The organism is Hymenobacter volaticus, from assembly GCF_022921055.1.
Taxonomy (GTDB): Bacteria; Bacteroidota; Bacteroidia; order Cytophagales; family Hymenobacteraceae; genus Hymenobacter; species Hymenobacter volaticus.
The window spans coordinates 139,815-165,086 of record NZ_CP095063.1; the positions used below are offsets into that span (position 1 = coordinate 139,815).

Consider the following 25,272-nt stretch of genomic DNA (forward strand, 5'->3'; position numbering starts at 1 on the left):
ACAACACGTGTAGCTATACACTAACTAGCGGGTGGTGATTGCGCAGCCGGGCTACAAGGTTAAGCTGTCCAACCCCAAACGGCGGCGTGGTTCTAACCTTTGATTGTTACGCATACTTTTTCACTAGATGGTAGTGGCCAGCTACGTTCTGCCATAGCTCCTAGATACCAACAGAAAGCGTATTTGCACTACTGTTCGGCCAAGTTTTAAAATTCAACTCGGTAGTTTAGAAACGGCACCAGCGAGGTCTGGTAATTGGTTTCCAACTGCTGAGAATACCGGTCGTAGAAGCGGCCATAAATATTCTGGTTGTTGGTGGCGTTTTGGAGGTCGAGGGAAATGATGTGCGAGGCACGGGGAGCATTCTTGCGGTAGCTGGCCCGCAGGTCGAGGCGGAAGTAGGACGGGCCCTGTTCGGCCCAAGCGCGGTCTTCGAGCAGCACGGCATAGCCAGCCTGGCGAGAGGCCTCTAGGTCGACGGGGGTGTAGCGGTTGCCGCCGGCCCAGAGCAGGCGCAGGTTCAGGCTGACCAGGTTGTTTTGCTGACGTCCTACCTTGAACTCGCGCCCGCCCAAGGCGTTGGCCACGTAGTTGCCGTTGTAACGGGTGTTGCGCCAGCGGCCGTCGGCAGCCTGGTAGCGGGAGTCGTAGAGCGAGCCCGTGAGTTGGAAGTAGTACTGGCCCGTGAAGAACTTCTCGAGGGTAACGTCTAGGCCGTAGTTCTGGCCGCGGCCGCGGGCCACCAAGGCTTCGGTGGGCGCGCCGCCGCTGTAGTTGAGGGCCGCGAACGTGCTGGCGCGGTCCGGGCTGATGGCTACGTGGTAGAGATACTGGTAATACGGCTCTACGCGCAGACGCAGGTCTTGGCGCAGTTGATTGTCGTAGCTGAGTACGTAGTGCAGGGCCCGGGCCAGGCCCAGGTTGCGGTTGGGTTCGGTGTAGCCGCCCCCGGCCTGCGGCAGTTGGGTGAAGTACACAAACGGAACTTCCAAACGGCTGTGTAGCCCCACTCCCGCCGACACCGACTGCTTGGGCGAAAAAGCCCAACGGGCGCCTAGGCGTGGCTCCAGGGCCGTGTTGCCATTCAGCCCAAAGCGCAGCAAGTGCACGCCACTGGTAAAGGTAAGCTGCTCGGTGGCGCGGTACTTCCATTGCCCGTAGGCTTGGGTAGTAGTGGTGGAGCCGGTGCGCTGCAGAAACTGCACAAACTGCCCGCCGTAGTCGTCGGAGCGAAAGCCGCTACGGGCGTCGAAGCCCAGGCGGCTGACAATGGCGCCGACGCGCAGGGTGTGGTGGGCGTTGAGCTTGTAGTTGTAGAGCAGTGAACCTCGCAGGGCGGTATTAACGAACTGCTGGTCGTCATCGAGTTCGCGGTTATAGCCCTCGCCCACCACGTACGCTTTGTAGCCGTGGCGGTCGCCCGAGGCCGTGAGGGCGGTTTCCAGGTAGGCGCGCTCGTTGAGGACGTGGGTGTAGGTGAGGCCGCCAGTGGCCACATCCGAAGAACTTACGTCATCGAACCGGTCATAATAGCGCTTCCACTGGCTGGAGTCGCGGTCGGCGCGGGAACTGTTGCTGCTTAGTCCGCCGATGCCCCAGAGCACGAGGTTATGCCGACCCACGGGCACATTGACTTTAAAGGAAAGGTCCTGGTACTTGGGCACGCCACCGTTGCCGGTTACGTCTAGGCCCAAGTTGTTAAGCAAAGCCAGCGAGGAATAGCGGTAATTTACCAAGTACGATGCCCTGGAGCGTGCGTTGAATGGCCCTTCCACTGCAAACTCCACCCCCAGCACCCCAGCCTGAAAAGCGTACTCGCGCTTTTCGTTGTTACCGGCGCGTAACCGCACATCGAACACGCCCGACAAGGCATTGCCATACTCGGCGGGAAAGGCGGCGGTGAAAAAGTCGGAGTTGGCCAACACGTTGGTGCTGAGCACGCTCACGGCCCCGCCACTGGCGCCGGCGTCGGAAAAGTGGTTAGGGTTGGGGGCTTCCACGCCCTCGATGCGCCAGAGCAGGCCGCGGGGCGAGTTGCCGCGCACCACAATTTCATTGTTCAGGTCGCCGCCCGAGGTGCCCGACACCCCGGCCAGGGTTTGGGCGGTGCGCGCCGGGTCAGAGAGGCTGGCGGCGTAGCGCTTGCTTTCTTCCACTGAAATCGAGCGGGCCGACACGGTGGCCATGTCGTTGCGAGCAGTGCCCTTTTCGCGCTCGCCGGTCACCGTCACCTCCTTGAGGTTAGTGAAGGACTCGCCTAGCCCGATGTTGAGCACCAACTCCTTGCCCGAGCCCAGCAGCAGTTCGGGAATTACCTGTTCTTCGTAGCCCATAAAGCTGATTTTGAGCGTGTGGCGCCCCACTGGCACCTGCCCAATCTTGAAGTCGCCGTTGACATCGGCGGTGCCCACCAGCAGCGGACTGCTGCCCAGTACCACTACCGTGGCGCCTATCAGCGGCTGCTGCGACTCACGGTCCAGAATGCGTCCGCGTATGGTTTGGCTCAGGCCCTGCGCGTGGACGGACAAGCCCGCACTGAGCAATAACACCATGATAAGTAGCGAAATAAGGCGCATGAATGTTGAATTTTGCAGGCATAGCGCGGCCTAGGCAGCGGCAAATGGCTGTCGGTGGAAAGCAGTAATTACGAAGTGGTTGAGAAGGCCTATGGGCCCTTGCATCCGGGTGAAGTGGAGCCGCACGAGGCGGCCAAGAGGAACGTTCCGTCTATAAGAGACCTAAACTGGACTTTCCCCCTACGCCGGGCCGAAAAAAATTAGTGGATCGTTTCAGCACCGAGTGAGACGCCTCAAAATTCAACTTAAAGGAGGGCTGCGCGCAGCATGATGTGATGGCGCCTTATACCTAAATCCCCTTGAGGTAGTCGGCTTAGGGAGATAGAGTTAGGCTTTCGGTAGAAGGACGGGTCGTTCAAAAGCGACGGACACACGTAGCCTATTTGCGTGACGGCTACCAAGGATAAGATTCCTCGAAGCTAGTTGGTTGGGCCGCCTAGCGGGCGCAGCGCCCGGCGGCAACGGCCTCGAATGAGGTGAAATCGTGGCGTCTCGATTTGTTAATGTACTTGTGCAGCAAACGCGAGAGCCGAGCAACGTCCGCCAGATTTTGTGCTTGTGTCGTGGCTTGAAGTTGTGTTAGCGCCTGCTGTCAATAACACGTATTCCGAATCGGGCATTAATAGCTTAGAGACGCTCAGCTAGTCTTTCATTTGTAGTAAGCCAGTCGCCACTAAAAATCGATGGCCAGAGAAAAAGTGGGGCCGTTGGCTGTATTTAATTGAAGATATTATAAATGCTGATTTTGATAGCCGGATCATGTATCTAAGCTGTGCCGCAAAGCAAGCAAGCTTTACAGCGTAAACATGCCGACGGTTAGACCAACTGCCGTTCTATGCTTTACCGGACCCATGACACAGTCCGTTATCAGGGGAATGAGAAGCGAGTTAAAAGCACAGTGTAACAACGGGACAAATAGTACAAGCAGAGCCAATTCCTTGGACTGCGAGTACAGCTAATTCACTTTATTTAATAATTCAGCCAGTTTCTTCGATAGTTCTTCGCCCCGCATGTTGATGGCCAGAATGCGGCCCTGGGGGTCGAGCAGAAAGTTTTGGGGAATGGCGTTTACCCCGTAGGTCAGGGCCACGGGGTTGGGCTTGGTGAGCGAGCTTACTTGCGGCCAAGGTAGGCCGTCGTTCTCAATTGCTTTCAGCCACGCCGCCCGTTGCGTAGCGTTATCGAGCGACACCCCAAGCACGGTGAAGCCCTTGGCTTTGTAAGCTGTATATAATTTAACCAAATTAGGATTTTCCTGCCGGCAAGGCGCGCACCAGGATGCCCAGAAATCGATTAATACGTATTTGCCCCGCAGGTCCGAGAGCTTGAGTTGCTTGCCGTCCGGGGAAGCCTGGCTGAAGTCAGGCGCTACGGCTCCAACCGCTACCCGTTGCAATTGTGCAATGCGCTCCTGTATAACCTGGCCGTAAGGCGAATTTCGCACAGTAGGAGCTAGGACTTCGAACAGCGCGGCGTACGAACTAGCCTGAGGCATTGGCCCGACGTAGCTTTCCAACACGTAGAGGCTGTACATATTGGTAGGATGCGCCTTCAGGTAAGCTGCGTACACTTGCTGACGCTTTTCATATATGGCAGTGGCTTCCTGGTTTAATTTGGCTTCGGCGGCAGGCGTATCACGTCCAGCCGCTGGTAGGTTTTCGTAGGCCGCGTACAAGGCGTCTAGCTGCTTACGAAAGGTTTGTACTTGCGCTGCTAAACTGCTGCTTTCGTGGTTGAGCGGGGTGCCCTCGACGGCAGCATACACGACCTGCCCGGAGCCACTAACCTTAATGGTACCTTTTTCCAGATACACAGGCAGTCGCTCCGGCGACCGGTCAACCGGCGTGCCAGGGGCAGGCAAAATGAGCGTCGCCTGCGATAAAGTGGGCACTTTTCCTTTAAACTGAAAGCGTCCGGCATGCACAGCGGCAGAATCAACGATGGATTGCGTACCGTTTTTGTAGTATAAATAGGCCATATGGGCCGTACTGGCCGGTAAACTGCCTTGCACAATAAAAGTAGCGGGCAGCGCCGGCTTCGATTGGGCCGTGGCAACTAACGGAACCAAGGTGAACAGGAAGTGCAGGGAGCGGCGCATAGTGCAGCAGAAGTGGTGTAGTAGGATGGGTAAGCTGACCGAGGAAGAATGTCGAGCAGCCCAGTTGATGATCAGCGCAAAGGTGAAAGCATCCTTACTTCGTAAGCCTTGATTTTTATCAAGAAGTATCACGGACCACCGCCTTTGAATCTGCTCCTGCAACGAGACCAACCTGCTTGATAAAAGTCAAGGCTAGCAGTCCGCACTGAGTTGTACTTTTACCGAATCGGGCCAGCTCCAGGGGGTAAACTGTAGCTGCCCGACTGGAAAAACCGACCCGAAGCTGCGCATAGACTGATAACTTAGGATACTGGATTTCCAGTAGGTTGCTGTCCTTATGCCTTTATCCTCATCCTGTGAAATACCTGCTGGCGCTCTTGTTGTTGCTTGCCCTTACCAGCCAAGCGGAGCCCTATTATCCTATTCTGAGTCAGACAGAAGTTGACAGCCTTCGCAGCAAGCTAAGGCGAAGCGCACCGGATACCAACCGCGTGAAGCTGTTGGTTGCCTTCAGCAATGACCTGACGTCTCGCTACTACTACATGCAGAAGCCGGACACCATAGCGGTGTGCATTCGCCAGGCGCAAGCCCTGAGCAAGGCCCTGCACTATGTTGCCGGCCAGATAGATAGTGACTACGCGCTAGGATATTTGCTGCGCAAAGACCCGGGAGGCCGGGAAGTTGTTTTGCAGGCCTTGGCGCGTAGCCAGCAGCAACACAACCGGCGCCGAGAAGCCATTGGCTGGTATCTGCTCTGCGAAACCTACGAGAAATCGATGGCGCTCCATCCGCAGCGGATTCGGTATCTCGAGCAGGCTGTCCGGCTGTTTGGAGCAGTACACGACCAGGTGCAGGAAGCTCGGGTGCTACGAGAGCTAGCCGACGCTTACTTGATGCAGGGCAAGCCAGCGCGGGCCCGGCAAGAACTGCTGCGCAGCCTTGCCCTGTATCGGGCGGCTGGCTACCGCAAACAACATTCGTCCCTCGACCTGCTAGCCGCTACTGACGATGCGCTGGGCAATTACAAAGACGCCCTCCAACACGCGCTGGCAGCTGTGGCAAGTGCCAAACGCAGCCAGGACACCCTGATGCTGTGCACGTATTACATGCGGGTAGGCGCCGTTTACCAGCAGTTCGACCAGCGGGAAAAGATACTTCAGTACTATCGGTTGGCGATGCGCAGTGCAGAAGCCAACCACTACACCCAAACGGCGCTGGGATTGACTTCTACCATTGCCCGCGTATTGCTTGCCGAGAACCGGCCGCAGGAGGCGCTGGCGCTCATTCTTGAGAAAAGCAAAGCGTATCCGCCCTATGATGATTACACGCGCTTAGCTGTAGCCCAAGGCCTTGTAAGCTGCTATCTGCGTACCAAGCAATATGCCCTCGCTACTGCCCATTGCAAGCAAGTGGAATCGTTCCTTAAGAGCAAGAATGTTGTCGATAATACCCGCGTGCTGCATGGAGCCTACCTAACCATTGGCGCTTGCTGCCTGGCCACCAAGCAGTACGCCAAGGCGCGGACCTACCTGCTTAAATCATTGGCAGCGGGCCAAATAGTGCTCACCCGCAGCAGCATGGCCCACACCTGCTTGCTCCTGTATAAAGTTGATTCGGCCCAAGGCAATCTACCCTCTGCCATTGCGCACTACAAGCGTTACAAAGCCATCAACGACAGCATCTTCAGTGAGAAGAATAGCAAGCAAATGGCCGGCTTGCAGATTCAATTCGACACCGAAAAGCGCGAACAAAGCATTGCCCTGCTGACCAAGCAAAACTTGGTGCAACAGCTGACCATTCGACAGCGCGAGTTCCAGCGCAACGCCGTGCTGGGGGGCGCGGTCTTGCTAGTTTTAGTGCTCGGCCTAGGCTACAACCGCTACCGCCTCAAGCAGCGCAGTACTCGGTTACTGGAGCAGAAGCAACACGCGCTGGAAGCGCAGCAGGCGGAAATCAACCGCAAGAACAAGGCGTTGGAACAAGTCTTAGGTGAAAAGGACCAGTTGCTGGAAGAGCGGCAAGGGCTACTAGTGGAAAAGGACTGGATGCTCAAGGAAATTCATCATCGGGTGAAAAACAACCTCCAAGTGGTGAGCAGCTTGCTCGCTACTCAATCGCGCCATTTGCATGACCCGCAGGCGGTGGCCGCCATACGCGAAAGCCAGAACCGGGTGCAAGTAATGGCTTTGCTGCACCAGAAGCTCTACCAAGCCGACAACATCGGCCGGGTGAACATGGCCGACTACGGCCGCGAAATCGTGACGTATTTAATACAGTCTTTCGACCGTCAGCAGTCGGTGCAAACGAAGTTGGAGCTGGCCCCCATCGAGTTGGAAACCACGTTGGCGACACCCCTAGGCCTTATTATCAACGAAGCCGTGACCAATGCGCTCAAGCACGCCTTTCCGCCGCCGCGGCGCGGCACGCTTACGGTCGGACTGCTTTGCCTGGCGCCGCAACTCTACCAACTCACCATCACCGACGACGGGGTGGGCTTGCCGCCGGGCTTCGACTTGAAGCGCAGCCGCACCTTAGGCATGGTCATTATCAAAGGATTAAGCCGCCAGATTGATGGCCAGCTAGCGGTGAGCACGGCCGACGGCGTGTGCATCAGCTTGCAATTTGATACCCGCAAAAAGCCCGTTTACGCCGATGCCGAAGCAGTAGCCTAGGCCACTACTAGTCCGTGCGGCTTTCTTTGCGCGAGGGGATACTGAGCTTTTTCATGCGGGCTTCCAGCGTGGTAGCCTTTACGCCGAGCAAGACAGCGGCCCCACGCGGCCCCGAATGCGGTAGTTGGTTTGGGTGAGGGCGGCCAGGATGGTGTCGCGCATGGTGTCCTGCATGGGTTTCACCTCCGGGCGGGCGGGCGCGCTGGGCACTAGCGGTGCGGCGAGCTGCAGAGTTGGGGGCGCGGACAAAATGGCGGCCCGCTCCAACACATTTTCCAGCTCCCGGATATTGCCCGGCCAGGCATAGCGCTGAATTTGCTGCAGGGAGGCGTTGGCAATACTGGTGAAGGGCTTGCCGAGCTTCTGGCTGAGCTTGCGCAGGAAATAGGTGGCCAGCGGCAGCAGGTCGTCGGGCCGGGTGCGGAGCGGCGGCAACTCTAGCGGAAACACGTTGAGCCGGTAGTAGAGGTCGGCGCGGAAGCGGCCGGCGGCCACTTCTTCGGCTAGTTCGCGGTTAGTAGCGGCAATAATGCGCACATCAACCCGGAGCGGGCCTTTGCCGCCGATGCGCTCAACTTCTTTCTCTTGAAGCACACGCAGCAGCTTGGCCTGAAGCTCTAGGGGTAGCTCGCCGATTTCATCGAGAAAAAGGGTGCTGCCATGCGCTAGCTCAAACTTGCCGATGCGCCGCTCGGTGGCCCCAGTGTAGCTGCCTTTTTCGTGGCCAAACAACTCCGATTCCATGAGCTGCGGCGGCAGTGCGGCGCAGTTTACTTTTACCATCGTTCGGGCACTGCGGGTCGATCTGTTGTGCACGGCGCGGGCAATCAGCTCTTTACCGGTGCCGGTTTCGCCAAGCAGCAGCACGGTGGCATCGGTGGGCGCTACCTGCCCTACCCCCGTAGCACGGTTAGCAGCGCCGGACTGGTGCCAATGATTTCCTCGAAGTTGTGGCTGGTTTTCAGCTCTTCGCTGAGATAAGTTTTCTCCTGCTCTAGCTGCTCGCTCAGCAGGCGGATGCGCTCGTAAGCCAGCAGGTTGTCCAGGGCCACGCCGAGCTGTTCGGCGAGCTCTTGCAGGAGTTGTAAGTCCTTGGCCGTGTACGCGTAAGCGGCTTTGCTGGCGACGATGAGCACGATGGCGGGCTGGTCCTTCAGCCGGATGGGCACCGACATGGAGGACTTGAGTTGGAGCAAGTTGCCGTAGTAGCGCGTTACCGGATTCAACTCGCGTGCTTGCGCAGCAGCCTCGCCTACGTTGAGCAGGGGCTGCTGCAGCCAGGAGTCCAGGCCCGCTAGGAGGCGTGGGGCTTCTTCAGTGGTGTCAGGCAGGGGCATGGCTTCCAGGGGCAACAGTTGGAAGCGGCCGCCCTGGTTGCCGACGGTGGCATCCATGGCGCTGGGGTGGCGCAACACGCGCCCTACCCGGTAGAAGCTGAGCAAATCGAGTGGCAGCAGCTCGCTGATGGCCGCCGCTACCTGGGGTGCTATTTCGGCGATGTTGCGGCCATTGCGGAACGCGCTGGCCACCGTTAGTTCGGTGGCCTTGACTTGCCGCCGACTTTCCAGCTCTTCGTAGGCCAGTAGGTTGTCCAGGGCCAGCGCAATCTGGGGGATGATGAGGCTAATGGCCGCGTAGTCATCGGCCGAAAAGCCGGTGGCGGCCGTGGTACCAAGTTGCAGGCTAGTGAAGGTGCGCTGCTGCAACACCACCGGAAAAAACGCCATGGATTGAATGCCGAAGGTGTCGCCTACCGCCCAGGCCATGCTGAATTCCTGGCTCAAGGTCTCGAAAGCGGCCCCGCTGAAAATACCTTGCCGCTCGCCTAGCTCGGCAGCCGTCGGGTGCGCGAGCATACTTAGCCGTTCCGAGGGCGTATCAGGGCCCAGCAGCTCGGGCAAGCGCACCCGCTCGAACGTGCCCTGGGGCGTACGGCGCAGCAGCATCCAGTAAAAAATCTGCTCTTCGGGCTGGCTCAAACACAGATTGAGCACGTTGATGGGCACAAACTGATTGACCTGCGTGGCAATAGCGCGGCACAGCTGCTCGCGGTCGTGCAGCGTGGCAATGGCCTTGTTCACGGCCATTTGGGTTTGCTGCTGTTGGCGCAGCTTGGCTTCTTGGCTGTGGGCGTGGCGGTAGCGGGCTATTTCGAGGGCCGCCAACACGTCGCGCTCCCGAAAGGGCTTGTTGAGGAAGCCGTACGGCTCGGTCACTTTCGCCGCGGCTAACACGTCGTCGGTTAGGTTGGCCGATAGGAACACGAAGGGAATGTGCAACTGATTCAGCCAGTTCGCCAGCTCGATACCTGTTTCTGAGCCTTTCAGAAAGATGTCCAGCAAAACCACGCTAGGTCGCGCTTCGGCAACCATGGCCCGCGCCTCGGCGCCTGACTCGGCTAGCCCGAGCACTTGGTAGCCGGCCGCCTCCAGAATATCGCCTAGGTCATTGGCAATGAGAAACTCGTCTTCCACGATGAGAACGAGGGCTGGTTCGGCAGGGGAAAGCATGGGCTTCAGATGAGGCGGGGCAACTAGTTGTCTAGGTGCCTGAGGGAGCTAAAAAAGCATGATGCCGATGCTTCTTGGACAGGAAGCTTCAACGAGTAATCGACCCCGCAAAGCTGTAGCGTGAGGGGCGTTTATCCAAAAAAAATCTCCAATATATTGGATAATCCAACACAATGGAGAATTTTACAACTCAGCAAAGCTAGCAGCTTACCATCCTTAAACTCCTGTTAAAAAGCTTATTAGATTACAGTCCTCCAGTTAAACTACGGCGTTGGCACCCATTTGGCAACTAGCTGAGCAGCTACAACCTTTTCCGCTTCTTCGTCCATGCTATGCAGGCTTTCCGCGACTATATCGATCAGCAAACCCGCTCAACCATTTCTGACGCTGACTTTGCCCTGATTACCGCGGAACTACTACCCTACAGGCTTCATAAGAAACAGTATCTACTGCAAGCGGGGGAAGTGTGTCAGTATAAAGCCTTCGTGGTACAGGGCGCGTTGCGCCTCTACACCGTGGACGCCAGGGGCAACAAGCAAATCCACGTGCTAGGGGTGGAAAATATGTGGATAGGCGACCGAGAAAGCTGGTCGCAACTGACGCCTTCGCGCTACTACATTGATGCTGTAGAAGATACGCAGCTCCTGCTCATCAACTGCCCTCAAGCGCAGGAACTCGTGCGCCGGGTGCCGCTGGTAGCCGACCTAGTACGCATCCAGGACGAGCGCAACGCTATTGCCGCCCAAAAGCGCCTGCACGATGCCATAGCTTGCTCGGCCGAAGAACGGTACGCTTCCTTTGTAACCCAGCACCCGACGTACATACAGCGGTTTTCGCAGCTTATGATTGCCTCGTATTTGGGTATTTCGCCCGAAACCCTGAGTCGCATCCGTACCAAACTACCGCCCGTCCCTATCCTGGCCGCAGCGGGCAACTCTTAAATCCACCAACCGCTCAAGCAGACCTATATTCACTTATTGCCACGGTATGCAAGCATTTCGCACGTACATCGACGCCGGGATTTCCACGCCCATTTCCGACGCGGACTTTGCCCGTATCTGCGCCTCGTTTACGCCGAAGAAGCTGAAGAAAAGAGCTTTTCTATTGCGCGCGGGTGAGGTGTGCAAGCACTTTGCCTTTGTGCTCACGGGCGCGCTACGTATGTATGGTGTAGACGAAAAAGGCGGTGAGCACGTGCTCAGCTTGGGCGTCGAAAACTGGTGGGTAGGCGACCGGGAGAGCTGCGTCTTGCTTACCCCATCCCGCTACTATATTGATGCACTGGAAAATACCAGCCTGCTGCTGATTACGCACGCGCACATGCAGGAGCTAATCCGCATTGTGCCAGCCATGGCCGAGCTGATGCGAGGCCTGGACCATCGCCACGAAATTGCCACCCAGAAGCGCTTAGAGGCCGCCATATCTAGCACGGCCGAGGAGCGCTACGTGGCCTTTCTCTCGCAGCACCCGACATACGTACACCGTTTTCCGCAGCATCTGATTGCTTCGTACTTAGGTATTTTGCCGGAAACGCTGAGCCGCGTCCGCGCCAAGCTGCTGCAAGGTAAAACCCAGCCGGCCGAGTCGCTTTCTTGATAAAAGTCAAGGCTCCCCCTAGCCAACCTTGTCACCTTTGCAGCAGCGGCATTCTAGCACGGGTGCTGCGAATTAGCACGCACGCCATGACCAAATCCATCATCGCGCAGGTTGGGGGTACCAACGTTAAAGTAGGGAAGCTACTCGTCAACCGGCTGCTGCCCAGCCGCATGCTGGCCACCGTGGGCCCGTTTGTTTTCCTGGACCATGTGTACCCCACCCGGTTCGAGAGCCAGGTGCCGAAGGCGCCCACCGGCGAAACGGCCCACCCCCACCGGGGCATTGCCACCTTCACGTACGTATTGAGCGGCGCCCTGGAGCACTACGACAGCGCCGGCCACCACGGCGTGGTAGCGGCAGGCGGCGCGCAGTGGATGAAGGCCGGCTGGGGCGTGCTGCACGACGAAAACCCCAGCCTGGATTTTCAAGCCACCGGTGGCGTATTGCACGCGCTGCAATTCTGGATAAACCTGCCAGCCCGCCACAAAGCCGAGGCTCCTGCCTACCTAACCCTGCACCCAACGGCGGTGCCCGAGGTGCTGCTGCCCGAGGCGGCCGGTAGCCTGCGGGTACTGCTCGGGGCGCTGGGCGATGCTGCCTCACCGGTGCCCACCAGCAGCCCGCAGTTCTTATACCATTTGCAGCTTAATCCCAAGGCCACGTTTTCTCTGGCCACCAAAGTTGGTCAAGACTACGCCGCCTTCGTCCCGGCCGAGTCGGTACGCATCAACGGCCAGCCCTACGGCCAGAGCGAACTGGTCTTGTTTGGTCCGGAAATGGGTCCCATCACCTTCACCAACCCCAGCATTGGGTCGGTTGGCGTGCTGGTTTTCGGCGGGGAGCCCTACACCGAGCCCATCGTAGCTCAGGGACCCTTCGTGATGAATAGCCACGCCGAAATAGCCACGGCTTACGAAGACTTTTTCGCCGGCGACTACGGGCAGATTCACTACGAGCCCGTTACGTCGCCCCAGGATTTATCGAACCGCATCACCCTGCTATGAATCCCAGCTACCAAGTATGAATCCCAGCTACCAAGCCCTACCCCTCACCGATAACGCCTACGACCAGCAGTTCGAGCTGGCAGTTGCTGGGGTTACTGCGCTGCTACAGTACCAGCTTCATCACCACTATCTTAGCCTGATCCACACCGAAGTGCCAACCGACCTGCAAGGGCAAGGAGTTGGTAGTGCCCTTGTGGAAAAGGTGCTGCTCCTGGCGGCCGAGCGCCATCTGACTGTTATTCCGCTGTGCCCATTTGTGGCGCGCTACCTCCACCAACACCCCGCCTGGTACCGGCTGGTGGCCCCAGGCTACCGGCCTGCTAGCGCGCAATAACGGGTTGAATTACTTGACCAAGTACCGCTCATAAATAGTTGTCCACTTTTTACCCTAGCCCAAATACATGAAAATAGGAACCATTGGCGCCGGCAACATTGCTCAGGCAGTTGTTCGGCACGCGGCCAAAGCTGGCTTTGAGATTGTCATCAGCAGTAAATCAGGGCCGGCCGCCCTCACCGAGTTGGCAGCTACCCTAGGTCCGAGCGTGCGGGCGGGTACGGTAGCGGAAGCCGTGCAGGCCGACCTCGTGCTGCTGTCGGTCCCATGGGATGCCGTGGCAGAAATCCTGGGTCAGGTGCCAGCCTGGCGGGGCCAGATACTCATGGACACGACGAATGCAATTTCCTACCCCGATTTTCAGCCGTTGGACTTGGGCGAGAAAACGTCTACGGAAATCGTGGCTGAACTGGCACCTGGTGCGCGCGTGGTAAAGGGCTTTAATGCGCTGGGAGCAGCCATCCTAGCCCTAGACCCGAGCGAAGGAGCGGGTAAGCGGGTTATCTTCATTTCCGGCGACGACGCTTCGGCCAAAACGGAAGTGCTTCAGTTCTTGGCTTCCATGGGCTTTGCAGGCATCGACCTAGGTAGTTTGGCTACGGGCGGCCGCTTCCAGCAGTTTCCCGGCGTGTTGGCGGGAAATAACCTAGCCCAGTTTCCGGTGTAACGTGCGGTGGGTGCCTGCTTTTCCTTCCATTCAGATTACTACTCACTTCATTCCGTTTAGCTTATGCAAGCTCCTCCTTTTGCCACCGACCAACATCTCGACCCGCAGATTATCGAGTTTCTCAAAGCCCTGAACACTGGCGGCCCCGGCCTCGAAACCCTACCCGTGCCCGACGCCCGCCAGGTGCTGGTCGGCGCCCAAGCCTCAGCTAAAGTGGACCTCTCGGGCGTAGAAACCACGCAGCGCACCATTGAGCAGGACGGCTACACGGTGCCCCTGCACATTGTGCGCCCCACCGGCACCGCCGATACGGTGCTGCCCGTGTTCATCTTCATCCACGGCGGCGGCTGGGTGCTCGGCGATTTCCCCACCCACCAGCGCATGGTGCGCGACCTAGTGGTGGAGTCGGGCTACGTGGCCGTGTTCGTGGACTACACGCCTAGCCCCGATGCGCAGTACCCGCAGGCCATCAACGAAATCTACGCCGCCACCAAGTGGGTAGCAGAAAATGGCGCTGAAATCAATGTGGACGGTAAAAGCCTAGCCATCGTCGGGAACAGCGTAGGCGGCAACATGACGACCGTGACGTGCCTGCAAGCCAAGGAGAAAGGCGGCCCTCACATCAAGCTGCAAATTTTGATGTGGCCCGTGACCAGCGCGGCATTTAGCACCGAGTCGTTTGAGCTGTATGGCCAGGACCGGTTCCTCACCGCGCCGCTCATGAAGTGGATGTGGAGCACCTACACCACCGACCCTGCGCAGCGGCAGGAAATCCACGCGTCGCCCCTCAACGCGACTTCTGAGCAGCTGGCAGGCCTACCCCCCGCCCTCATTCAGGTAGCCGAAAATGACATTCTGCGCGATGAGGGCGAAGCCTATGGCCGCAAGCTCAGCGAGGCCGGCGTGCCCGCCACCACCATCCGCTACAACGGCATGATTCACGACTTCGGCCTGCTCAACGCTCTAGCCGACGTGCCCGCGGTCAAGTCGCTATTCGTGCATGCGGCGGCCGAACTCAAAAAATATCTCGGCTAGGTCTGCCGCGTTGCTTGCGATTCTCACAGCCCCTGCTTTTTGCCCGAGTTAGGGTGAAAGGCAGGGGCTGTTGAGTAAGGGGTGACTACGCAGTGCGCCAGTTCGCGGCACTCTTTCTTACAATCCATCAGCTCCAACGCATGAACCAGTCTTTCTGGCTTTTAGGCACCCTCACGCGCATTCTGGCCGACCACGAAACCACTGAAGGCCGCTATGACCTCATTGAGGGCACTTTTCAGCCCGGGGTATCCACGCCGATGCACCGCCACACCACGTATTCCGAGCACTTGTTTATGCTGGAAGGAGAGTTTACCGTGCATACCGAAACCGAGGTAATTGTGCTGAAACCAGGAGAAGACTTCTTCATTCCGCGGGGCACGGTGCACGCCGTAGTGAGTGGCCCGGCGCTAGCACGCGGGCTAGTGGTAGCCTCGCCTAGCGGCTTCGCCCGGCTCATCAAAGCGGCGGGCACCGCAGCCAACTCGGCTGGCCTACCCCCCACCTCGCCGCCCGATATGGAGGTGTTTGCAAGGGCTTCGGCCGAAGTGGGCGATGAAGTAGTCGGGCCACCTCCATCAGCCGGTAACCCAACCAACGAGTAGTAGACCCAAAGCGGCCGACAGCGCCCCGGTGCTGCTCAACGAGTGGCTCCCTTCGCGAAAGGCACCACAGCTAAACAGCTATACCCTGCTCAACTTTCTGCTATGCAACACTTCTTAGACGTTTCGTACCGGCCGCAGGAGCACGTGCTAGTGGCCCGCTGGATACAACAGATGCGAACCGATACCGACTTCGAAGAGGGTTACCACTACCTGCTGCAAAAGGCCCGGCAGTACAACTGCCCCTTCTGGCTGCTCGATGTGCGGCGCTGCCCACCCAATTGCGCCCGGCAGGCCCGGTGGCTGCTGGAAGAGTTTTGCCCGCTCGTGGCCTCGGCCTTCAGTTCATCAGAACCCATTTACAGCGCGCACCTGGTTTTCCCGTCCCATTTAGTGCATTACACCGACATTGTGCTGCCCATCCTGGCGCATCCGGCTAACCGCTATTATCAGGCTGCGGCGTTTATCGATGAAGGGCCTACCATTTCCTGGCTGCACGGCCAGCAGCCTGCTTAGTCGACTTGCTCTTTCTACTGGGGGTAGGCGCTACCACCTAGCGCGGGCCAAGTTTTGACCTTGACAATTATCAACGTGTTTTCTTGATAATTGTCAACGAAGGGGGCGGAGGAGTGAGGGGACCTTTGTCGTGTCGAAACAGCCCGGATAAGCAGGGCCGACACAACCTCAATCCGCAGCAGGTCAGCTAATATACTTGCTGCAACTACCCTCCTATTTTATGAATCGCTTGACCGATAAAATCGCTTTTGTAACTGGTGGCAGCCGCGGCATTGGTGCCAGCATTGTGCGCCGTTTGGCTACGGAAGGGGCTGATGTGGCCTTCACTTACACTCACTCTGCACCGCAAGCCGAAGCCTTGGTGGCCGAGCTAGCTAGTACAGGCCGCCGAGCGCTGGCTATTCGGGCCGACAGTGGCAATACGGCCGCCATTCGGGCGGCCGTGGCCGAAACGGTGGCACAGTTCGGGCGCATTGATGTGCTGGTGAACAATGCGGGCTTATTCATAACGGGGACCGTCGACGATGCCGCTGCCGACCTAGCCGCCTTCGACCGGCAACTGGCCGTCAACGTGGCGGGTGTGGCCGCCACCGTGCGGGCCGCCGTGCCCTTTATCGGAGAGGGTGGGCGCATCATCTCCATTGGGTCTACGGGTGGCAGTCGGGCCCCCTTTCCCGGCATTGCCGACTACGTAGCTACCAAAGCTGCCGTGGCGGCCTACACCCGCGGCTGGGCTCGCGACCTAGGCTCCAAAGGCATCACCGTGAACGTAATACAGCCCGGCAACATCGACACGGACATGAATCCGGCCACAAGCGATTTTGCCCCAGCGCAAGCTGCCGGCACGGCGCTAGGCCGCTACGGGCGGGTCGAGGAAATTGCCGCCACGGTAGCCTTCCTAGCCAGCGCCGAAGCCTCCTACATCACCGGGGCTACCATCAATGTGGATGGCGGGCAAAGCGCCTAGCCGGCTTGCACGTCCGGTCCCAAACCTTAGCTCCTAACTACGTTACGTATGGACTCTATTTCATCAACCGCGCCCACCGGCTTCGTTTATATGCAAGCGCCCGGGCCACCTTCCGTCCTGGTATATGGCCAGGAAAAAGTCGGGGCGCCCGGGCCGGGTCAGGTACGGGTGCGCCAAGCGGCCATCGGCGTCAACTTCGTTGATACCTACTTCCGCAACGGCAGCTTCGGGGTTGCCTCCTTTCCCTTCGTGCCCGGCGTTGAGGCGGCGGGTACTATTGAGGCCGTCGGCCTGGGCGTAACCGGGTTCCGGGTAGGCGACCGGGTGGCGTACCATTTTGTGGTGGGAGCCTACGCCGAAGTTCGCCTGATGCCCACCAACGGCTTGGTGCACCTGCCAGATAAAATTACCTTGGCCGAGGCGGCGGCCGTGACCACCAAAGGACTGATGGCGTGGGCCTTGCTCCGGCGCATTTATCCGGTGCAGGCCGGTAGCGTGGTGCTGGTGCATGCCGCGGGCGGCGGCGTGGGCGGGTTGACGGCGCGCTGGGCCCGGGCGCTGGGGGCCACGGTTATCGGCACGGTAGGCACGGCCGCGAAGCTGGCTGTGGTGGAGCCTTACCTCGACTATGCCATTGCCACCGACCAAGAGGATTTTGCGGCGCGCGTGCTGGATATTACCAACGGGCAAGGCGTTGATGTCGTGTATGATGGGGTAGGGCAAGCGACGTTTGCCGCCTCCGTGCCCGTGGTAAAGCCCGGCGGCACCCTCGTGCTCTACGGCTCATCGTCGGGACGGCCTCAACCGATGGCACCTGCCGTGCTCGCGCAGCGGCAACTCACTGTGGTGTCGCCCGTGCTGGGCACCTACCTACCCACTCAAGCCACGCTAGCGCAAGCTGCTGCAGAGGTGTACGCCGCTCTCCAACAAGGCTGGTTTGGGGAGCTGACAACGCAGACCTATCCCTTAGCCGAAGTCGCCCGAGCCCACGCCGACTTGGAAGCCCGGCGCACTATGGGTTCGGTGTTACTGCTGCCTTAGCTACAGGCAGCAATTTTGTTTAGCGGTGTGCCCTAGGTGCCACCTAGGTAGGCTGCTATTTGATAAACACGGTCGGGGGCTAAGGTGGTACCAAGCAAAAAGTCTTTTCTTTTGCGGTTGGTACCACCTTAGCCCCCGTTCATGTTTGCCGTTTTTGAGCAGTATTTGCAGAGTAAAGCGTCCTTTACCCCGGCAGAAATCGAGCACATAAAAGCGGCGAGTGTTGTACGCACGCTGCGCAAGCGACAGTACCTGCTCCAAGCCGGCGACGTGTGGCAGTCCAATGCCTTCGTGGCCAGCGGCTGTCTGCGCACCTACTCCATCGATGCCAAAGGCCTGGAGCACATCATCGGGTTTGCCGTGGAAAACTGGTGGGCCACCGACCAGGAAAGCCTGCTTTCCGGCCAGCCGTCGCGCTACAACATCGAAGCCACCGAGGATACGACGGTGGTAATGCTTAAAAACGACGACTTTGAGCGGTTGCGCCGCGAAGTACCGGCCTTCGACAAGGTAGTTAATACCCTAGTGCTCCGCACTTTTATGGCGGCGCAAAGTCGGGTGCACTCGGCTATCAGCTATTCGGCCGAGGAGAAGTACCGCGAGTTCCTGCAGAAGTATCCGGGCTTGGTTCAGCGCATTCCGCAGCACATGGTGGCCTCTTACCTAGGCCTCACGGCCGAAACGCTCAGCCGCATCCGCCGCCAACTGTAGGTACTACCCCCTAGGGTGCCGTTGGGGCACCTCGACAGGGGCACTTTGGTAACTACCACCGCAAAAGTCGTTTCCCGGCGGGGCAACCCGGATTGTTAGGTGAAGACGCTGGCAGCGCTCAGGCTACTTGAGGAGTAGCTTTTCTTGATAAAAGTCAATGACCAGGAGGTAATAGCTCCGGCACCTTTGTCCGGTGCTTGGTAGCTCCTACCTGGGCCTTTCGCCACCTCACTTTTTACGCTTTTGCTATGGCTGCTCTTTGTTCCCACCTCTCGGCGCTCGACCCGGCGCATTTGAAAACCGCCCCGCAGCACGTCTGCCCCGAATGCGTAGCTCTAGGCGACACTTGGGTGCACTTGCGCGTGTGCCAAGAGTGCGGCCACGTAGGGTGCTGCGACCAGTCCAAAAACACGCACGCTACCAAGCACTTTCATGCCACACAGCACCCGGTGGTGTCATCGGCTGAGCGTGGCGAGCGTTGGGTGTATTGCTACCCCGACCAGGAATTTGCAGAATATTAGGCTAGCAGTCAGTCGTTTCCGTTCGCATGGCCCAGCTATTGCCCGCCGATCCTAGTGCCCTCGACCGCATCACCGTATTTCGGGGCGGGGCCGGCCGGGTTGGCTGCGGGCGGGGCCGTCGCCTCGGAGGGCTTGAAAACGTTGCTTATTGAACGGCAAACGCCGGGCGAGCAGTTCGGGGCCTCGTCGTGCATCGAAAATTATCTAGGCTTTCCCACTGATCTGATTGCCAGTGAACTAGCGCACCGCACCTGGACGCAAGTCACGCGCCTCGGAGCCGAGTCTATGGCGCCGCAGGAGGTGGTGAACCTGCACGTACAAAACAGCTACAAAGTGTTGACTTTGCGCGACCAATCAATTATTCGCACCAAAGCTGTGGTTTTGACCACCGGGGTTAGTTACCGCACACTCGACGCGTCGGGCCTCGAGCGTCTGAGCGGGGCCCGACGCGTCGAGGCGCGTAGCTGCAGCAACTGCCTGGTATAAATCATTGGCGGGGGCGCCTCGGCGGGGAGGGCCGCCATGTTTCTCCCCACTTATGCCTCGCAGGTGTTCATCGTTATTCGGGGCGAGCACCTAGCCGCCAGTATTTCGGCCTACCTCATCACGCAAATCGAGCAGACGCCAAACGCCCCGCACTCAGCTGCGCGAAGTCTGCGGCGGCCAGTCGCTCGAAGCTGTGATAGTGCAGCGCGATGGGCAGGAACCGGAGAAGCTGCCGGCGCGGGTCGTTTTCATTTTCTTTGGCGCCAAGCCCAGCACCAAATGATTTATGAGCTAGCCTTCTGCGACGCCAAGGACCACTTGCTCACCGGCCGCGACCTGGTGGCCGACCCTCGCTACACCGCTTCCTGAAAACTCCCGCGTGAGCATTATATACTCGAAACTTGCGTGCCAGTTCTATTAGCCACCGACGACGGCCACGCGTGTGGCCTCGGCCGTGGGCGAGGGCAGCATGGTCATCAAGTTCGTGCACCAATACTTAGCCGAGTACAGGTTGCTGAGGGCGCCTGCTCGACGTCCTTAGCAACTTTTTGGTCACTTAGCCGGGCGTGCTTTCCAGCAGTTCCTTGAGCTTACCCATTTCCTGCTCAATCAACTCCACGGCTTTATAAAACGGCTCATCGGGCATGGCGGCGGGCTTGGTGAAGGTCATCATAAAGTGGGCGCCTTCGCTGCCAGCTACCACCCGGCATGGCACCAGCCAGTTGCCTTCCACGGGGTCGTTGAACTCCTGGTCCAGAATGCCGAATTCTTTGTTGGACAGCATTTTTACGTGCTGCATGCCCCGCGGGCCTTCCATGTTCCAATACCCGTTTTCGCCTGGCGTAGCGCTGAACACGTTGTGAATGGCCCACTGCGGCCAGTTGGCCAGGTCGTTGAGAAACTCCCACACCCGCTCGGGGCTCGCCTGGATATTGATGGTTTTGGTGACGCTACTGGCCATAAAAAGAAGTGGTTGCGATTGCTTGCTCAGAGCAGCATGACTAAGTGAAAAGTAAAGATGTTATTGGTTAAGCCAGTGCTCAGTGTGTAATTAGGCGACGACTTGTTACTGTGCCAACCCGCTTGGCAACGCCACTACCTCCAAAGACGGCCCCACGTCTGGCTCCTGCTCGAAGGCTAGCCTCGGAGCAGTAGGCCACTTTTTCATAGCAGGCCTTATGTGTCAGCCCCGGAGTAAGGGGGCGACGCGCGTGCCCAGCAGCTCAATAGCGCGCAGCAGCTTTGCATGCGGTAGGGTGGCAACGTCCAACTGAAAAGTTACCCGCGAAATGCCGCCGAGGGCCTCGCCATGCCGAATAATCTTGGCGGCCACTTCTTCGGGATTGCCCACCAGTAGCGCCCCTAGCGGCCCGACTTGCGCGTTGAACTGGCTCCGTGTCACGGGTGGGCCGCCTCGTTCCCGCGACCGGTTGGTGAACGTGCGGGCGTAGCCCGGGTAAAAATCCTCTACCGCTTCCTCGGTCGTGTCGGCCACGTAGCCCAACGAGTGCAACCCCACTTGGAGCTGCTCAGGCGCGTGTCCGGCCCGCTGACCTGCCTGCCGGTAGAGGTCCACTAACGGCCGAAAGTGGTGCGTATCGCCGCCAATAACGGCCACCATCAGGGGCAAGCCCAGTGTGCCAGCCCGCACAAACGACTGCGGCGTGCCCCCTACCCCCAACCAAATGGGCAGTACTGGCTGCATGGGCCGGGGGTAAATGCCCTGGCCGCGTAGCGCCGGTCGGAATTTACCTTTCCAGTGCAATTGCTCGGTGCCCCGAATAGCAAGCAGCAAGTCCAGCTTTTCCTTGAACAGCGCGTCGTAGTCATCGAGGTCGAACCCGAACAACGGAAACGCTTCAATAGACGAGCCGCGCCCCACCACCATTTCGGCCCGGCCCTGCGAAATCAAGTCGAGGGTGGCAAATTCCTGAAACACGCGTACCGGGTCGGCCGCACTAAGCACCGTTACGGCACTAGTCAGGCGAATACGCTGGGTGCGGGCCGCTGCGGCTGCCAAAATAACAGCCGGGGCAGAATCTAAAAATTCCGCTTTGTGGTGCTCACCGATGCCGAACACATCTAGCCCTACCTGGTCGGCCAGCGCGATGCGCTCGAGCAGTTGCTCCATGGCCTCCGCGCCGCTGGGCGTGCGGCCCGTACCGTTGTCTAGTAGTGCCGCGGCGAAGCTGTCAATTCCAATTTGCATAAAACCCTTGCCTTAGTATGAAGTACCCATCGTTGCAAACCGTTTCCGATTAGCACGCACCGCCCATCTGCTAAGGCGACTTCGCAAAGGTGGACCTTACCATCAAACAGTTTCATTGACATTAATCAATAAATGCATGAATGTGTCATGAGGGCTCAGCCTTACTATAGAAAGTGATAGTTATGCTGATTTGGCCCTGGGCTTTGGGCAGGCTTTGATTGTATACAGTTGACTATGGATACCGGTAGCATTCGAATGGCGCTGTCGTTACTCTCGATTAGGGGCCATTATGGCAACCTAAGTAAGCGTAGCTCCGTGCTGCATTATCTTAACAGTTGACCTGTTTGGGCTGGCTGAGGTAGCAGATGTTTAACCCCTCTCCTTCGCAATACAACATGCTGGCGTTGCCAAAGACCAGTAGGGTTGACCTGCCGTTTCACACCGTGGCTTGCAAGGCGTCGCTAACTGCCAGGATTTAGGTATTCAGGCGGGCGTTGTCACTGATAAGGTAGCAAGTGGGATCGGCTATTCCTTCTCGCTGATGGACTTGGCGAATCACATGCTCCTCTATTCCCTGAACTCCTTCAAAAGTGCCTTTTTGTAGGAAGTAAACGTGCTCAGCAGTAAACTTCTTGCGGTTCTTCGAGGAGGTATGAACTGAATATAAAGGTCCTACTTGCTCGGGTTGAGAAAGCGTTTGATCGCCTTTATTTCTAAGTCAAAATCTTGCGCCATACGTCAAGTACTATTTAACTGAACACAGTATCAGCAGCGCCTAGCTAAGTAGATGCCTTCCGTCAAGATAACAACCAACTGCTCTAACAGATTTAAACGGTTAAAGGCGTTTAGGGAGAGAATTGCTAGGAGATGAATAAGCTACTCCACAGCCAGGGAATGACTCACAGATTGGTTTCCTGCCTGTACTTGCATCTGATAGATTCCGGGAGTTAAGCCTAGCACCGACACCTCAGCGGCAGTACCACTTGCCGCCAAACGAATGGATTGCGTACGCACCACTTGGCCTACTATGTTGCGAAGGGTTAACGACGCGTAGGTGATACTTGGTACTGCCGGAATTTCCACTCGGGCACTGCTACAAGCAGGATTGGGGTAAAAGCGTACGCCAGGCAAGAAAGCCGGTTTGTTTGTTCTCAAAGGTGCCGCCGTTAACGCGGTCAGGAAAGCAAAGGAATTATTGGGGTTAGTGGTTGGGCTAGTGATAGTATGACTACCGAAGCTAGCAGCGGGCTGCAAAGAGCCACCTACGTAGAGAGTTGTTCCGCTTAACGCCAAAACGCTGGCCTCATCTTCCCTCAACCCACCAGCTCCAGTTACCCAGTTGAGGGTTGCCGCAGGGCCCGAATCCATGAGTTGTGCTACGAACACGTCGGTAGTGTACGTAGTGGAAGCATTGGAATCCGTGTTATAGAGGGTAGTAGATCCCCAGGCAACGCTCGGACTACTGAACCTGCCGGCTACATAAATGCTTGTCCCGTTTACGGCCACAGCAGACGCCACCTCTGCGTAAAGGCCCCCAATCTTTTGCGCCCAACTAAAATGCGCCTCCCGACCATAGTCCTTTAACTTAGCTACAAACCCGTCAAAGGCGCCGCTACTCGTTAGATGAATCCCTTCGAAGTTGGCACCGGTCTGGTCAAACCGCCCGGCCAGGTAGAGATCGTCACCGCGTAGAGCTAGGGCGTTTACTTTATCCAAGGTGGCACCGCCAGCACTTTTGGCCCAACTAACGCTGGCCGTAGAACCCGCATCAATAATCTTGGCAACAAATATTTCCTCCGTTCCGGCCGACCCAGCGTTGGGCACGGTAAAGCTGCCAAAACGCCCCGTAGCGCCATAAAACTGGCCGGCTAGATAAACTTTACTGTCTTTCACCGTCAGGCAGGTAGCAACGGCGCGCTCGAAGCCTCCTGTGCAGCCAAACTTTTGCGCCCACACAAAGGTACCGCTCATGCCCATGTCCGTCAGTTTAGCTAGAAAAGCGTCCTCATAGCCGTCGCTGGTGAGCGGGATGCCACCAAAGGTAACGGGGCCCGAAATCTTGCCGGCGATGTATACGCTGTTGCCATTTACTGCCAGTGCATAGGCCTTGTCCTCTTCCACTCCTCCTACCTGCTGGCCCCAAGTGAAGGCACTTGTACTGCCGGCATCAGTAAGTTTAGCGACGAAAATATTATTGCCGTTATGCGCATTCGCAAGCGTAATTGCTCCTAAGCTCAGCGTTGTACTGCTAAACCAACCGGTTACATACACGTTCGCTCCCTGCACGGCCACGGCCGCCACGGCCTCGTTATCCATCCCCGTTATTTTCTGCGCCCATACAAACCCAGCGGTGGGATTCCATTTACAAACGAACCCATCGGTTCCTGATCCTATATTGATTAAAGTTGTACTACCAAAGCGAAGAATGCCCGTAAAGGTGCCTGCCAAGTATATGTTACCATAATCATCGGTCGCGGTGGCAGTTACAGTAGAAGAGTCATCGTTGTTACTAGCTGGGCTAACCATTGCTATAACAGATTGCCAAGTCGGCGCCTGGGCTTGAGCCGATGAACTGGTACATAAGCACAGGTTGACTAGCAGAAAACCTGTGCTACCTATAATCCTAGCGAATGAAGCAAAGTCGGTAAAAATAGTAACCATGAAATGGGAATAGAAGGAAAATTGTGTACTTAGAAATCTTCTATAAAGATAGGAAAATTGCTAAGCTGAGTTACCTCGCTTTACTCTGTTCCACGGCTGCGAATTTGTCTTTTACATGGTAGAGTGAGCACCCGATTTAGCGATAGTGTATCCTTAAGGTTGCTTGGCTGTTGCCGGCCCACAATAGGAAGAGCGATGACCATATTTATCCGTCAACTTGTTTCTTGCCGGGTTTTACGCTGGTCTGGCGTAGGGTCCCTGCCTCCATTAAGGAATAGTAGGTCATGTACTTGATGCCGTGACAGGCCAATCCGCTCGACTACAAGCCCGTGCATAACGAGTACATGGACTACCGCGACTTCGAACGGTCCAACAAAGGCACGCCAGGCGCGCGCAAACCGTTTGCCTCGGCGAGTACGGTCCTTGCCTAGCTAGCTTACCAGGCACGTTCCCAAGAAAGGAATGATTTTTACGGTAAACTAACGACTACGTAGCAGTGACATGAACCCCTTGTGGCTCCAGATCGAAATTGCGAATTCCCGGAACGCTACCAAGCTTATCATCGCACACGGTGGCAGAACGCCATCAAGCTTAGTTAAAATAAGCGCAGACTACCATTTCGAATTGTACACCTTCGAGCTGCGTAACGACAAGGCTGGTATTGAAATTGATCGATGGGTGCCGCTTGCTTTGTATGGGGAATTGCTTTTAAGATTTCAGAAGAGGTTTGGTTAAATAAACCGCCGAAATAGGATAAGTGGCCATTGCAACACCAACAACAGAACGTATTTGATCACCGTACCGGGCTGGTGATTCGGTAAAGGTGCAAGACCAACCACAGCCGCGTTCTGGTTGAGTATTTCCACCCAACTTAATCCTTTGAGCGCGTTGATCGAAGCATTAAGCAGCAACACAATACACCCCGCATTTAGGTACAGCCCTATCCCCTCTATAGCGGCGCTGATGAAGTTTTGCATGGTGCAAAAGTAGTGGCGGTGGCTACAACTAGGTTGCTCCCCTACTTCATGTCAATCACGTCCGGGTAGTCCATTGTGGCTATGGCTCCCCT

The 25,272-nt window shown here is 57.4% G+C and carries 24 protein-coding genes; 16 read left to right on the forward strand and 8 right to left on the reverse strand.

What is annotated here, in order from left to right:
- Positions 1–206: 206 nt before the first annotated feature.
- On the reverse strand, positions 207–2,576 hold the full coding sequence (locus tag MUN86_RS25000; protein WP_245126671.1) for a TonB-dependent receptor: 2,370 nt from the start codon (positions 2,574–2,576) through the stop codon (positions 207–209).
- A gap of 955 nt (positions 2,577–3,531) precedes the next feature.
- Positions 3,532–4,674: a TlpA disulfide reductase family protein gene (locus MUN86_RS25005; RefSeq protein ID WP_245126673.1), complete on the reverse strand. Its 1,143-nt coding sequence runs from the start codon at positions 4,672–4,674 to the stop codon at positions 3,532–3,534.
- A gap of 356 nt (positions 4,675–5,030) precedes the next feature.
- Here MUN86_RS25005 and MUN86_RS25010 point away from each other — a divergent pair, with 356 nt between their 5' ends.
- A complete protein-coding gene (locus MUN86_RS25010; RefSeq protein ID WP_245126675.1) occupies positions 5,031–7,346 on the forward strand; it encodes a tetratricopeptide repeat-containing sensor histidine kinase in 2,316 nt (771 codons plus the stop codon).
- A gap of 78 nt (positions 7,347–7,424) precedes the next feature.
- Here the strand turns inward: MUN86_RS25010 and MUN86_RS31970 are convergent, their stop codons facing one another.
- The gene (locus MUN86_RS31970; RefSeq protein ID WP_311182369.1) at positions 7,425–8,213 is read right to left on the reverse strand and encodes a sigma-54 interaction domain-containing protein; all 789 of its coding nucleotides are present in this window, start codon (positions 8,211–8,213) and stop codon (positions 7,425–7,427) included.
- 26 nt (positions 8,214–8,239) lie between these two features.
- On the reverse strand, positions 8,240–9,856 hold the full coding sequence (locus MUN86_RS31975; RefSeq protein ID WP_311182371.1) for a response regulator: 1,617 nt from the start codon (positions 9,854–9,856) through the stop codon (positions 8,240–8,242).
- A gap of 332 nt (positions 9,857–10,188) precedes the next feature.
- On the opposite strand from MUN86_RS31975, the gene MUN86_RS25020 reads away from it, so the two are divergent.
- The 15 genes from MUN86_RS25020 to MUN86_RS25085 all read left to right on the forward strand — a co-directional run bounded on the left by MUN86_RS25020 (position 10,189) and on the right by MUN86_RS25085 (position 19,702).
- On the forward strand, positions 10,189–10,797 hold the full coding sequence (locus MUN86_RS25020) for a Crp/Fnr family transcriptional regulator (RefSeq protein WP_245126677.1): 609 nt from the start codon (positions 10,189–10,191) through the stop codon (positions 10,795–10,797).
- 46 nt (positions 10,798–10,843) lie between these two features.
- Positions 10,844–11,452 (forward strand): Crp/Fnr family transcriptional regulator, encoded by a 609-nt coding sequence (locus MUN86_RS25025; RefSeq protein WP_245126679.1) that lies wholly within the window; start codon positions 10,844–10,846, stop codon positions 11,450–11,452.
- Positions 11,453–11,538: 86 nt separating this feature from the next.
- Positions 11,539–12,456 carry a pirin family protein gene (locus tag MUN86_RS25030; protein WP_245126681.1) on the forward strand — a complete coding sequence of 306 codons (918 nt, stop codon included), beginning with the start codon at positions 11,539–11,541 and terminating at the stop codon, positions 12,454–12,456.
- Between the two features lie 16 nt (positions 12,457–12,472).
- Entirely contained in the window at positions 12,473–12,790 is a 318-nt protein-coding gene (locus tag MUN86_RS25035) for a GNAT family N-acetyltransferase (RefSeq protein WP_245126683.1), read from the forward strand.
- Between the two features lie 67 nt (positions 12,791–12,857).
- Positions 12,858–13,457 (forward strand): NADPH-dependent F420 reductase, encoded by a 600-nt coding sequence (locus MUN86_RS25040; RefSeq protein ID WP_245126685.1) that lies wholly within the window; start codon positions 12,858–12,860, stop codon positions 13,455–13,457.
- Positions 13,458–13,520: 63 nt separating this feature from the next.
- Positions 13,521–14,492, forward strand: a complete 972-nt coding sequence (locus MUN86_RS25045) for an alpha/beta hydrolase (protein ID WP_245126687.1) — start codon at positions 13,521–13,523, stop codon at positions 14,490–14,492.
- 140 nt (positions 14,493–14,632) lie between these two features.
- Positions 14,633–15,094, forward strand: coding sequence for a cupin domain-containing protein (locus MUN86_RS25050; RefSeq protein ID WP_245126689.1), 462 nt, complete (start codon positions 14,633–14,635; stop codon positions 15,092–15,094).
- 102 nt (positions 15,095–15,196) lie between these two features.
- On the forward strand, positions 15,197–15,607 hold the full coding sequence (locus tag MUN86_RS25055; RefSeq protein WP_245126691.1) for a hypothetical protein: 411 nt from the start codon (positions 15,197–15,199) through the stop codon (positions 15,605–15,607).
- A 220-nt stretch (positions 15,608–15,827) separates the two neighbouring features.
- The gene (locus tag MUN86_RS25060) at positions 15,828–16,574 is read left to right on the forward strand and encodes an SDR family oxidoreductase (protein ID WP_245126693.1); all 747 of its coding nucleotides are present in this window, start codon (positions 15,828–15,830) and stop codon (positions 16,572–16,574) included.
- 48 nt (positions 16,575–16,622) lie between these two features.
- Positions 16,623–17,615, forward strand: a complete 993-nt coding sequence (locus MUN86_RS25065; protein WP_245126695.1) for a quinone oxidoreductase family protein — start codon at positions 16,623–16,625, stop codon at positions 17,613–17,615.
- Positions 17,616–17,756: 141 nt separating this feature from the next.
- Positions 17,757–18,326 carry a Crp/Fnr family transcriptional regulator gene (locus MUN86_RS25070; protein WP_245126697.1) on the forward strand — a complete coding sequence of 190 codons (570 nt, stop codon included), beginning with the start codon at positions 17,757–17,759 and terminating at the stop codon, positions 18,324–18,326.
- A 248-nt stretch (positions 18,327–18,574) separates the two neighbouring features.
- Entirely contained in the window at positions 18,575–18,847 is a 273-nt protein-coding gene (locus MUN86_RS25075; RefSeq protein ID WP_245126271.1) for a UBP-type zinc finger domain-containing protein, read from the forward strand.
- Positions 18,848–18,873: 26 nt separating this feature from the next.
- Complete coding sequence (locus MUN86_RS31390) at positions 18,874–18,999, forward strand: hypothetical protein (protein WP_280640659.1); 126 nt, start codon at positions 18,874–18,876, stop codon at positions 18,997–18,999.
- Positions 18,980–19,333 (forward strand): NAD(P)/FAD-dependent oxidoreductase, encoded by a 354-nt coding sequence (locus MUN86_RS25080; protein WP_245126273.1) that lies wholly within the window; start codon positions 18,980–18,982, stop codon positions 19,331–19,333. Before MUN86_RS31390 ends, MUN86_RS25080 begins: the two co-directional genes overlap by 20 nt.
- Positions 19,334–19,369: 36 nt before the next feature.
- Entirely contained in the window at positions 19,370–19,702 is a 333-nt protein-coding gene (locus tag MUN86_RS25085; protein ID WP_245126275.1) for a hypothetical protein, read from the forward strand.
- Between the two features lie 187 nt (positions 19,703–19,889).
- On the opposite strand, the gene MUN86_RS25090 is transcribed toward MUN86_RS25085, so the two are convergent.
- The 4 genes from MUN86_RS25090 to MUN86_RS25105 all read right to left on the reverse strand — a co-directional run bounded on the left by MUN86_RS25090 (position 19,890) and on the right by MUN86_RS25105 (position 25,180).
- Positions 19,890–20,294, reverse strand: a complete 405-nt coding sequence (locus MUN86_RS25090) for an SRPBCC family protein (protein WP_245126277.1) — start codon at positions 20,292–20,294, stop codon at positions 19,890–19,892.
- 222 nt (positions 20,295–20,516) lie between these two features.
- Entirely contained in the window at positions 20,517–21,542 is a 1,026-nt protein-coding gene (locus tag MUN86_RS25095) for an LLM class flavin-dependent oxidoreductase (protein WP_245126279.1), read from the reverse strand.
- Between the two features lie 876 nt (positions 21,543–22,418).
- On the reverse strand, positions 22,419–23,858 hold the full coding sequence (locus MUN86_RS25100) for a T9SS type A sorting domain-containing protein (protein ID WP_245126281.1): 1,440 nt from the start codon (positions 23,856–23,858) through the stop codon (positions 22,419–22,421).
- 1,076 nt (positions 23,859–24,934) lie between these two features.
- Positions 24,935–25,180 (reverse strand): hypothetical protein, encoded by a 246-nt coding sequence (locus MUN86_RS25105; RefSeq protein WP_245126283.1) that lies wholly within the window; start codon positions 25,178–25,180, stop codon positions 24,935–24,937.
- Between the last annotated feature and the right edge of the window lie 92 nt (positions 25,181–25,272).